Consider the following 10,002-nt stretch of genomic DNA (forward strand, 5'->3'; position numbering starts at 1 on the left):
CCTTTTCCCCGATTTTTTTATGACTGTTCATCAACTCACAGATGCCAATTTCCAAGTTGATGTGTTAGATGCATCAGAACTTGTTCTTGTTGATGTGTGGGCTGCCTGGTGTGGCCCTTGCCGACTAATGGCCCCATTGATGGAGTGGGCATCCAGCAGCTATGGAGGCCGCGTGCGAGTGGGGAAGTTGGAGGCTGATGCAAATCCACTAATCCGCGATCAATTACAAATCAAAGGTTTACCAACACTGTTGTTATTCCAAGCTGGGGTTGAGGTGGCGCGTCAGGAGGGTGCGATGGCAAAAGCTCAGTTGCAGGCATTTTTGGATGCTCATCTCTGAGCGGCTTAAGCGCCTTGGCTCAGGTGTTTTTGCCAGAATGGATCAGCGCAAGCGCTCATACGCAGCAAAGGCAACAGCAGCTCAGCTTCACCCCCTGCTTGATCTTTCCCTAGGCAGCACAGACCTCCAACCTCCGCCTGAGGTGCTAGCTGCAATGGCGGCCCAGCTCACTCAACCCGCCAGTGCTGGTTATTGCTTGCAGGCCGGCACTTTGCCCTTTCGTGAAGCGGCTGCAACTTGGGTGGAGCAACGTTTTGGGGTGCAGGTTGACCCTTTGCGGGAGGTTCTACTGCTGGTGGGTTCCCAGGAGGGCACAGCTCATCTACCCCTTGCATTATTAAATCCAGGCGATCGAGCCTTACTGCTAGATCCCTGCTATCCAAGCCATCGCGGCGGTGTGTTGTTAGCGGGGGGTGAACCACTGCTATTGCCGCTGCAACTGGAAGATGGCTGGCGCCCTTGCTTTGAACGTTTGCCCTGCAGTGAGCAGCAGCAGTTGAAATTATTGATGCTTGGCTATCCCCATAACCCCACTGCCACCACCGGCAACCAAGGTTGGTTGGATGAGGGCTTAGCGCTGGCAAAACGTGAGGGGGCAGTGCTAGCCCACGACAATCCCTATGTGGATCTCGCCTTAGAAGGGGAAGCTCCGGCCTTGCTGCGATCTTCAGGGTGGCGTGAAAATGGGATTGAATTCTTTTCCTTTTCAAAGGGCTGGTGCTTGGGTGGTTTTCGTCTTGGTTTTGCCGTTGGTGCTGCAGCTCTAATTGAAGCGCTAGCTCAGGTGAAGGCAGTGGTGGATTTCAACCAATCACTTGCTTTGCAGGCCGGCGCAAAAATTGCTTTAACTCAGCTGCCGCACTGGCCTCAGCAGCTCAAGCCCATCTACAAACAAAGGCGTGATGCGATGGCGGCAGCCCTTAAAGCTGGTGGCTGGATAGTGCCTCCAAGTTCGATGGCCCTTTATTTGTGGATGCCCCTGCCGCCACGGCTTCTAGCCCTTGGCAGCGAAGCAGCATGCAGCTGGCTGCTCGAACGCAGCGGTGTGGCCCTCACCCCAGGTATCGGTTTTGGAGCTGGCGGTGAAGGTTGGCTGCGTTTAGCGCTGGTGGTGGAAATAGACCAATTACAGCAAGCGGCAAAACGTTTAAACGCAGCCCTTATCGAAAATTGAGGCTGACTCAATCAAGCGGGTTTCGTTGTGGAGGTGCCCTCTTAGCTGGCAGTGCCCTTGTGCTGCCTTGGCAGATCAGGGTTATTCCGGTTTGCTCCAGCACCGAAACATTGCTCACGGCCTGGCTTCAGCAAGAGCCACGCCTTCCGGTAGCGGTAGTGGCAAAAAAACAACGTTTTGGCCGCGGCACCGCGAATCGATCTTGGCAATCACCCTCAGGTGGTTTATGGCTTAGTGCTGCAATTCCTTGGTTTGGAGAATCACCCCAGGCTGAAAATTTACCAATTCTGATGGCCGCCGCCTTGGAGGCGGAATTGCAATCCCTTGGCGTAGGAGTCCAATTACAAATTAAAGCCCCTAACGATTTAATAGTTGGCAATCAAAAATTGGCAGGGGTACTCACCTCTGTTGTGTGGCGCGGTTTGCTAGTGCGCCATGTGCGTTTTGGGATTGGATTAAACGGACGTCATCCCATTCGCCCACCGGGCATTACTTTGGAGCAGTTGCTTGGTAACCGCTGCCCGCCTTGGCAGCAGTTGGTGCTCCTCGGCTTGCGGGCAGTGGAAAAGTTAGCCATCAATGTTAGCCATTAGTTAATGCTTCGCTGCAGCTGATCATTCAAACTGTCCCAATGCATAAATTATTACTACTGCCATTTGTTGTATCGCTGGTTCTGCCGCTGATGGCGCAATTGCCACCACCGGAAGGACCAACAGCGCCCCTTATCTTTGATAAATCTCTACAGGAATTAGAGCGTGAGGGAACAATCACAATTAAGGAGAGCCAACAATTGCAACGGGGCGAATACAATGCGCCGCAAAGAATTGTGCCGAATTTAAGCAAGTTGTGCAGTAGCGGAGTGTTAAGTAAAAGGGAATGTGCCAAGGCCAATGGTGTGGCATTTGTGGAGCGTGGTCGGCTCAATCAAGAAGGCTTGGGTATGCCTTTAGCTCCCCTCACGGTGCCTGTTAGCGCATTGCTGGTGGGAAGCGAGGGCAGTTTTTCGCTTAGCCAGGTTTTAAGGGTTACGCCAAGGCCTGCACCTTTATTAGGCAACGGCAACCGCAGCTTGTTATTTCCGTTGATCGGTAGCGCAGTAACCAGCAGCGGATTTGGTTGGAGGATGCATCCAATTTTGGGCAGCATGATTCTTCATGCCGGCAAGGATTTGGCTGCTCCAGAGGGAACGCCGGTGGTGGCTGCTCTCAGCGGAACAGTTGTTAGTTCGGGGCTTGCCGGTGGCTATGGCCTAGCGGTGGAAATTGAACATCGCAACCCACTGCGGCGCACCCTTTATGGCCATTTATCGGAATTGTTTGTGCAACCTGGGGAGCAGGTTCGCCAAGGCGAAGTAATTGGCAGGGTTGGCAGCACTGGCCTTAGCACTGGGCCCCATTTGCACTTTGAATTGCGCCTCCCCGACGCTGGGGGTTGGGTGGCGGTAGATCCCGGCAGCCTTTCCCCCAGTGGTGCATTAAGCAGCAATCAACTTCTACTTACAGGATTATTTGATCAATTGCTACAGGGGTTAGAGCGGCGTAGCTAAAAGCATTTAAGTGCTGCGTAACCAAGCTCCAGGGTCTTGATTGGCAATGCAGCCATCACGAAATAACAATACTTTTTGAGCGCGGTCTGCCACATCATGTTCGTGGGTAACTAATACAACGGTCATACCTTCTTGATTTAGTTGATCAAAGATAGCTAATACCTCTCTTGTGGTATCTGAATCAAGCGCACCTGTTGGTTCATCTGCAAGTAATAAGGCAGGTTGATTGATGATTGCCCTAGCGATTGCCACCCTTTGCTGCTGCCCGCCGCTTAATTGATTTGGTTTATTTTTTAAGCGATCCCCCAGCCCCACCCGTTGCAAGGCTGCGGCCGCTCGCTGCTTGCGTTCTTCCACTGGAACTTTGGCGTAAATCATCGGCAGTTCAACATTTTCAAGGGCACTCAAATTTGATAGCAGGTGAAATTGTTGAAACACAAAGCCCAGATATCGATTCCGCAGGGTCGCTAGATCATCGTCGCTGAGGCTATTAACCTCCTGCCCCTGCAACCAATAACTGCCGCTAGTGGATCGATCTAGGCAGCCAAGGATATTCATCGCAGTGCTTTTCCCAGAACCAGAGGCACCCATTACCGCCAAGTAGTCGCCTTGATAAACCGTGAGGCTTAAGCCATGAACGGCCCGCACTTCGGTAGCACCTGCCCCATAAATTTTACTTATATCTTGTAGATCGGCTACTGCTTTGCCGCTGGATTTAGTGATCATTAAATTTGTTTTAACCGGTGGGCAAATTGCCGCCAGCTGCAATTACTGCTTTTAGTAATGGCGTGCCCTCGACGGCTTGATTGGCCCATATAAACAATGGATTTGAAAGTACGCCCCCCACTGCAGTAACTAGTAAACATACTATTAACGCGATGCGAAGCGGCTGCAAGCCGGGCAGATTCCAGGTGGGCACTGGGTAAGACTTAACTACATCGGAAGCTTCCTGCGGTTCTTTTACAACCATCATTTTTATTACTGAGATATAGTAATAAATTGAAATTACTGATGTAACTAAACCAACCACAACTAATAGATATTGACCGTCTGCCCAGCCGGCGAAAAATAAATAAATCTTGCCGAAGAAGCCAAGCATTGGAGGAATGCCCCCTAAAGAAAGTAGGCAAAGGCTTAGCCCCAGGGTAATTAAGGGGTCTTTTTGATACAAACCAGCGTAGTCTGAAATGCGGTCGCTGCCGGTGCGTAATGAGAAAAGTATGATGCAGGCAAATGCGCCAAGATTCATAAATAAATAAGCGGCCATATAAAGAACCATTGCTGAGAACCCTTCTTCTGTGCCGCAAACCAAACCGATCATCACGAAACCGGCTTGGCCAATTGAGCTGTAAGCGAGCATTCTTTTCATCGATGTTTGAGCCAAAGCAACCACGTTGCCAAGGGTCATACTGAGCACTGCTAATACTGTAAATAGCAGCTGCCACTGGGCTTCAAAACTACCAAAACAGCCCACTAGCAGCCTTAGAGCTAAGGCGAAACCAGCAGCTTTAGAGCCAACGGAAAGGAATGCAACAACTGGTGTAGGGGAACCTTCGTAAACGTCAGGAGTCCATTGGTGAAACGGTACTGCAGATATTTTGAATGCCACTGTGGCTAATACAAATACCAGCGCTAAAGCTGTTAATGGGGTGGCACTACTTTGCAATGCAATGGTGATACCCGCCAGATTTGTTGAACCACCACTTACGCCGTAAAGTAATGAAGTGCCATATAAAAATACCGCTGCTGCCGCCGATCCCACTAACAAATACTTGAGGGCTGCTTCTGAACTGCGCGCATCCCGCTTCATGTAGCCAGCTAAGAGGTAACTAGATACAGAAAGTGTTTCTAACGACACAAAGATGCTCACCAGATCGGTGGCACCGCACAGCAACATCGCTCCCACTGTTGCAGCGAGAAGAATGCTGGCGTATTCACCTACCGGAGTGCCACTGCGTTCCACATAACGCCAGCTGATTAAAAGCGAAAGCAATGTGGATGTGGCCACCACAGACCTGAAGGCCACGGAAAGGTTATCGCTGATAAATGAGGCGAAAAATGCTGGTGCAGGTGGTTGGTTCCACTGCAAGGCGAGCAAAACTAAACATGTCCCCAGCCCTATGTAGCAAAAGGGCGGTACAAATTTTGCAGCTGCTTTTTCTCCTGCCAGATCGGCCAAAAGGCAGGCCAGCAGTGTTATCAGCAGTGCTGCTTCGGGCGCGATCGCCCCAGCATTTAACGACTGAGCCAGGGATTCCATTGCTGTGGGGTCGGCGCCGTCCTAAGCCGGATGGTAGCTCTATCGATCGGACTGGTCTCAGTGCAACATGTACTGCGGATCTAACCTTTTGATTCGGTCTTGTTCTTTACCTGCCCCGGCAGCCTGTGTCTCACACCCTTGTCATCGTTGAGAGCCCCACTAAGGCCCGCACGATTCGTGGCTTCTTGCCGCGCACATTTCGGGTGGAGGCTTCCATGGGGCATGTGCGAGATCTACCCAATAACGCCAGTGAAATTCCCGCTAGTTACAAGGGTGAGAAGTGGGCAAACCTCGGCGTAAATACCAATGAAAACTTTGCGCCTCTCTACGTGGTGCCGAAGGATAAAAAGAAGATTGTTAAGGAGTTAAAGGATGCCCTTAAAGGGGCAGAACAACTCCTGCTCGCAACAGACGAAGACCGTGAAGGGGAATCGATTAGCTGGCATTTGCTCCAGCTCCTAGACCCCAAGGTGCCGGTGAAACGAATGGTGTTTCACGAGATAACGGAAGAAGCGATCAAGCAAGCCCTAAACGACACTCGCGAGCTCAACATGGAGCTGGTGCACGCCCAGGAAACCCGCCGCATTCTTGATCGCTTGGTGGGTTACACGGTTTCACCCCTGCTTTGGAAAAAAGTGGCCTGGGGGCTATCAGCGGGCCGGGTGCAGTCGGTGGCGGTGCGCTTGCTTGTGCAACGGGAACGGGCCCGCAGGGCATTCCGAAGCGGCAGCTACTGGGATCTCAAAGCCCAGCTAGAGCAAGGCGGCTTGAAATTTGAGGCCAAGCTCAGCTACTTAGCTGGTGAACGAATCGCTAGCGGTGCCGATTTTGATGAAAACACCGGTGCCATCAAGGCCGGTACCAAGGTGCGACTACTCAGCGAAAGCGATGCCCAGAGCTTGCTTGAAACGATTCGCTCTGAAGCTTGGACTGTGGCTGAAGTGGAGGAAAAACCAACCCTGCGCAAGCCGGCACCACCTTTTACCACTAGCACCCTGCAGCAGGAAGCCAACCGCAAGTTGCGGCTTTCGGCGCGGGAAACAATGCGTACGGCCCAGGGGCTTTATGAGCGGGGCTTCATCACTTACATGCGCACCGATTCGGTGCAGCTCAGTGAGCAGGCGATTTCAGCTGCTCGCGCTTGTGTATCCGAAAAATATGGGGCCGACCACCTCAGCCCCCAACCGCGGCAATATTCCACCAAAAGTAGAAATGCCCAAGAGGCCCACGAGGCAATCAGGCCAGCAGGTTCCAGCTTTCGCACCCCCGCTGAAGCGGGCTTAAGTGGGCTTGATCTGTCTCTTTATGAGCTGATCTGGAAGCGCACCGTGGCCTGCCAGATGGCTGATGCCAGGCTCACGATGGTGAGTGCCCACCTTGAAGTTGCTAATGCCCGTTTTAGGGCCGGTGGCAAGCGTATCGATTTTGCTGGTTTTTTCCGCGCCTACGTTGAGGGCAGCGACGACCCAGATGCCGCCCTTGAAGGCCAAGAGGTGCTCTTGCCCCCCCTCGGTGCTGGAGACCACCCAAATTGTGGATCTTGTGAAGCCCTAGGCCACCAAACCCAACCTCCAGCAAGGTTTAGCGAAGCGGCATTGGTTAAAACCTTGGAGAAAGAAGGTATTGGCAGGCCATCTACCTATGCCTCAATCATTGGCACGATTTGCGATCGCGGTTATGCAAATCTGCAAAACAATTCCCTTACCCCAAGCTTTACTGCCTTTGCCGTTACCGCTCTTTTAGAGGAGCATTTCCCTGATCTTGTTGATCCAGGTTTCACCGCAAGGATGGAAAACACCCTTGATGAAATTTCCAATGGATCAGCCCAGTGGCTGCCATATCTTGATCAATTCTTTCGTGGTGAAAAAGGCTTAGAGCAACAGGTGGCTCAACGGGAGGGCGATATCGATCCCACCACCTCACGCACTATCGAATTGGAAGGTTTGCCTTGTGTGGTGCGGATCGGTCGTTTTGGGGCCTATCTGGAATCAAAGCGACCAGGGGAAAACGGTGAGGAGGAATTGATCAAGGCCACCTTGCCTTTGGATCTCACCCCTGCTGATTTAGATGCTGAGCATGCGGAGTTATTGCTTAAACAAAAGGCCGATGGTCCGGAAAGTTTGGGGATAGATCCCGAAAGCGGAGAAGCGATTTATTTATTGTTTGGGCAATACGGCCCCTATGTGCAACGGGGGCAGGCCAGCGAGGAAACCCCTAAACCAAAACGTGCTTCGTTACCAAAAGGCACCAAACCTGAGGATCTCAGCTTGGCGGATGCCTGCAGCTTGTTGCAGTTGCCTCGCCTGCTGGGGGAACATCCAGATGGGGGCAAGGTGCAAGCGGGTTTGGGGCGGTTTGGTTCATATGTGGTGCATGACAAAGGCAAGGGCGAGAAGGATTACCGCTCCCTTAAAGCGGAAGACGATGTGTTGCTCGTGCAACTTGAGCGGGCAATGGAATTATTGGCGGTCCCCAAGAAAGGTCGTGGTGGCCGCACTGCCTTGAAAGATCTCGGCTGCGCCGAGGGATCTGAGGAAATGATCCAATTATTTGATGGCCCATATGGGCTTTATGTAAAACAAGGAAAGCTGAATGCTTCCTTGCCGGAAGGCACTACGGCTGAAACCATCAACCTCGAGCAGGCCCTTGAATTGCTTGCCGCTAAAGCTGCTACAAAAAAACCTGCGGCTCGGGCAAGATCCGCAAAACCGGCTGCCACATCGGCAAAACCTGCGGCTAAAAGCGCCAAACCAAAAGCTGCAGCAAAACCAAAAACCGCCAGTAAAACCACCGGAACTAAATCAGGGCGTCCGCGGGCCAGTGCGGTGCGAATTATCAGGGCGGCTGATAGTTGATGGCTTGGTTGCGGTTTGAAGCTGTGCTGCGGCTCGGTTTTGCTGTGGGTTTTATTTGCGCCCTAGGGGGGTGCAGCAACACTCCAATCGGTGAGCAGCTGGGTAACAGTTTTGGCCCAAGTCCAGATCTGCCAAAAGCTAAAAGCCAATCACCAACACTCCCAAAACCAACACTCCCACCCCCAAAACCAGAGCTTCCCAAAGCTGAGCTTTCCAAACCGGAAGCAAAGCAATTAGAGGTTCAAAAACCGCTTGCCCCCGCAGCAGCTCCTGTGCCTTACCGGGTTGTGTTGCGTTTACCAGCAACCGACCCCGCCGCCCCCGCCGAGGCCTTAACCCGTGCTCTCAGGGCAGCAAATTTGCCTTTTGAAGTGGAAGCTATTGAAAGGGTGAGGCAGGGAGATGGCCGTTGAGCGCCGCCGTAGCGAGGCCAGACGGCTAACGGAAACCGCCTATATGGCCGCCAGCACCGGCTTGCTCTGGGTGGCGATTTATTACCTGCCCATCGGAGATGCGATCTTCCGCTTAGCTATCCCCTTGCCGATTGCCCTGTTGCAATTACGCCAGGGGGGCCGTGCTGCCTTGCAGGGGGTAGCGGTGGCGGTGATGCTGTTAATGGTGTTGATGGGGCCGGTGCGGGGTCCATTGATGCTTTTCCCCTATGGCTCTTTGGCGCTTTGGCTTGGCTGGTGTTGGCGACGGCAGCTGAGTTGGTGGTGGTCTATGGGTTTTGGCTTAGTGATTGGTGCCGCTGGCTTTTTGGTGCGAGTTTCAGTGCTCTCGCTACTGCTTGGCGAAAATCTTTGGGTGGTAATTACCGGCGCTGCCGCAGCTTTGCTAGAGGGAATAGCGGAGCGTTTGCAATTGCTTGGGGCTCCAGATCTTGAGCAGGTGCAGTTGTTGGCCCTTGGTTTGCTGCTGCTGCAAAACTTTGTTTATGTGCTGGTTTTGCATGCTGTGGCCCATTGGGTATTTCCAAAGTTGAAGCAATATTTGCCACCACCACCTTCTTTATTGCGTCCGCTTTTGTCCCTTGATCCCATCTAGCTGGTGTAGATCCGCCAAAGGGGCACTCCTGGCGAAACAGGTGCAGGTTTTGCTTGTGCTTGGTGGCACCGCAACTGCTGAAGTGCCGGGTATTTCTGCAGCTGGGGCCACACCAGCAAGCAGACAACTCACCGCGGCGGCTGATGCAGAGCTATTGGTGATGGGTCCAGCTGCCCAATGCCCCCATCGCTTGCCTCCCCTTTTGGCGGGGGTAAGCCCCGCTTTGATCAGTTGGTGCGTGCTGGAGCGTTTAGGCCTGCCTGCTCTGGTGGTGGATGCCGGTTGCGGGGTTGCCCCGGCAATTCCTCATATCCGGCTTGGTGGCACACCAGCCCGTTGCCTTAGCAGCGGCAAGGCCATGGAGCTAGCAGCTGTGTTGCGCCTGCAGCAGCAGGGCCAAAGGCTCGGCTACCGCTGGGCCCAATGCCATCCGCAGGGCTTGTTGGTGCTTGCTGAATGCGTGCCTGGGGGCACCAGCACCGCAGAGGCAGTGCTCAGCGGTTTAGGTCTTGATGTGGCTGGTTTGGTGAGCGGCAGCATGCGGGTACCGCCCCATGGGCTGCGGGCAGCTTTGGTGCAGCAGGGGATTGCGGCAGCCATTTCCACTGGCTGTGAGCTCGGAAATCCGCTGGCGGTTTTAGCTGCTTTTGGGGATCCCTTCCAGGCCTTTGCGCTTGGTTTCCTTGAAGGTATTGCTCAGGCACCCGGAAGTGAAGCGCAGCTGTTGCTGGCGGGTGGAAGCCAAATGGCGGCCGTTTTGGCCCTTGCGCTAGCAAAGGC

10 protein-coding genes are annotated in these 10,002 nt (G+C 53.3%); 8 read left to right on the forward strand and 2 right to left on the reverse strand.

Annotated features, from left to right (window positions below; genetic code table 11):
- Nucleotides 1–19 precede the first annotated feature (19 nt).
- The 4 genes from trxA to AC2JC8_RS04545 all read left to right on the forward strand — a co-directional run bounded on the left by trxA (nt 20) and on the right by AC2JC8_RS04545 (nt 3,060).
- Entirely contained in the window at nt 20–340 is a 321-nt protein-coding gene (trxA, locus tag AC2JC8_RS04530) for a thioredoxin (RefSeq protein ID WP_295476026.1), read from the forward strand.
- Nucleotides 327–1,514: an aminotransferase class I/II-fold pyridoxal phosphate-dependent enzyme gene (locus tag AC2JC8_RS04535; protein WP_484594263.1), complete on the forward strand. Its 1,188-nt coding sequence runs from the start codon at nt 327–329 to the stop codon at nt 1,512–1,514. Before trxA ends, AC2JC8_RS04535 begins: the two co-directional genes overlap by 14 nt.
- Nucleotides 1,511–2,107, forward strand: a complete 597-nt coding sequence (locus AC2JC8_RS04540; protein WP_484401601.1) for a biotin--[acetyl-CoA-carboxylase] ligase — start codon at nt 1,511–1,513, stop codon at nt 2,105–2,107. The genes AC2JC8_RS04535 and AC2JC8_RS04540 overlap by 4 nt, the downstream gene beginning before the upstream one ends.
- A gap of 89 nt (nt 2,108–2,196) precedes the next feature.
- Nucleotides 2,197–3,060 (forward strand): M23 family metallopeptidase, encoded by an 864-nt coding sequence (locus AC2JC8_RS04545; protein ID WP_484594264.1) that lies wholly within the window; start codon nt 2,197–2,199, stop codon nt 3,058–3,060.
- A 6-nt stretch (nt 3,061–3,066) separates the two neighbouring features.
- Here the strand turns inward: AC2JC8_RS04545 and AC2JC8_RS04550 are convergent, their stop codons facing one another.
- The gene (locus AC2JC8_RS04550) at nt 3,067–3,786 is read right to left on the reverse strand and encodes an ABC transporter ATP-binding protein (protein ID WP_484594265.1); all 720 of its coding nucleotides are present in this window, start codon (nt 3,784–3,786) and stop codon (nt 3,067–3,069) included.
- Nucleotides 3,787–3,796: 10 nt separating this feature from the next.
- Complete coding sequence (locus AC2JC8_RS04555) at nt 3,797–5,320, reverse strand: NAD(P)H-quinone oxidoreductase subunit N (RefSeq protein WP_484401605.1); 1,524 nt, start codon at nt 5,318–5,320, stop codon at nt 3,797–3,799.
- Between the two features lie 125 nt (nt 5,321–5,445).
- On the opposite strand from AC2JC8_RS04555, the gene topA reads away from it, so the two are divergent.
- The 4 genes from topA to AC2JC8_RS04575 all read left to right on the forward strand — a co-directional run.
- Nucleotides 5,446–8,175 carry a type I DNA topoisomerase gene (topA, locus tag AC2JC8_RS04560; protein WP_484401606.1) on the forward strand — a complete coding sequence of 910 codons (2,730 nt, stop codon included), beginning with the start codon at nt 5,446–5,448 and terminating at the stop codon, nt 8,173–8,175.
- Nucleotides 8,175–8,588: a hypothetical protein gene (locus tag AC2JC8_RS04565; RefSeq protein WP_484594266.1), complete on the forward strand. Its 414-nt coding sequence runs from the start codon at nt 8,175–8,177 to the stop codon at nt 8,586–8,588. Before topA ends, AC2JC8_RS04565 begins: the two co-directional genes overlap by 1 nt.
- Nucleotides 8,578–9,222, forward strand: a complete 645-nt coding sequence (locus AC2JC8_RS04570; RefSeq protein WP_484594267.1) for a DUF2232 domain-containing protein — start codon at nt 8,578–8,580, stop codon at nt 9,220–9,222. Before AC2JC8_RS04565 ends, AC2JC8_RS04570 begins: the two co-directional genes overlap by 11 nt.
- Nucleotides 9,209–10,002 (forward strand): nicotinate-nucleotide--dimethylbenzimidazole phosphoribosyltransferase family protein (locus AC2JC8_RS04575; RefSeq protein WP_484594268.1); only part of this gene is annotated, 794 nt, incomplete at its 3' end. The genes AC2JC8_RS04570 and AC2JC8_RS04575, both read left to right, overlap by 14 nt.

The sequence above is a fragment of the Synechococcus sp. genome (assembly GCF_982614295.1).

Coding starts and splice junctions, on each gene's coding strand:
- AC2JC8_RS04565 (WP_484594266.1), top strand. CDS start 8,175: ATGGCTTGGTTGCGGTTTGAAGCTGTGCTGCGGCTCGGTTTTGCTGTG.
- AC2JC8_RS04545 (WP_484594264.1), top strand. CDS start 2,197: ATGGCGCAATTGCCACCACCGGAAGGACCAACAGCGCCCCTTATCTTT.
- AC2JC8_RS04570 (WP_484594267.1), top strand. CDS start 8,578: ATGGCCGTTGAGCGCCGCCGTAGCGAGGCCAGACGGCTAACGGAAACC.
- trxA (WP_295476026.1), top strand. CDS start 20: ATGACTGTTCATCAACTCACAGATGCCAATTTCCAAGTTGATGTGTTA.
- AC2JC8_RS04550 (WP_484594265.1), bottom strand. CDS start 3,786: ATGATCACTAAATCCAGCGGCAAAGCAGTAGCCGATCTACAAGATATA.
- AC2JC8_RS04535 (WP_484594263.1), top strand. CDS start 327: ATGCTCATCTCTGAGCGGCTTAAGCGCCTTGGCTCAGGTGTTTTTGCC.
- AC2JC8_RS04555 (WP_484401605.1), bottom strand. CDS start 5,320: ATGGAATCCCTGGCTCAGTCGTTAAATGCTGGGGCGATCGCGCCCGAA.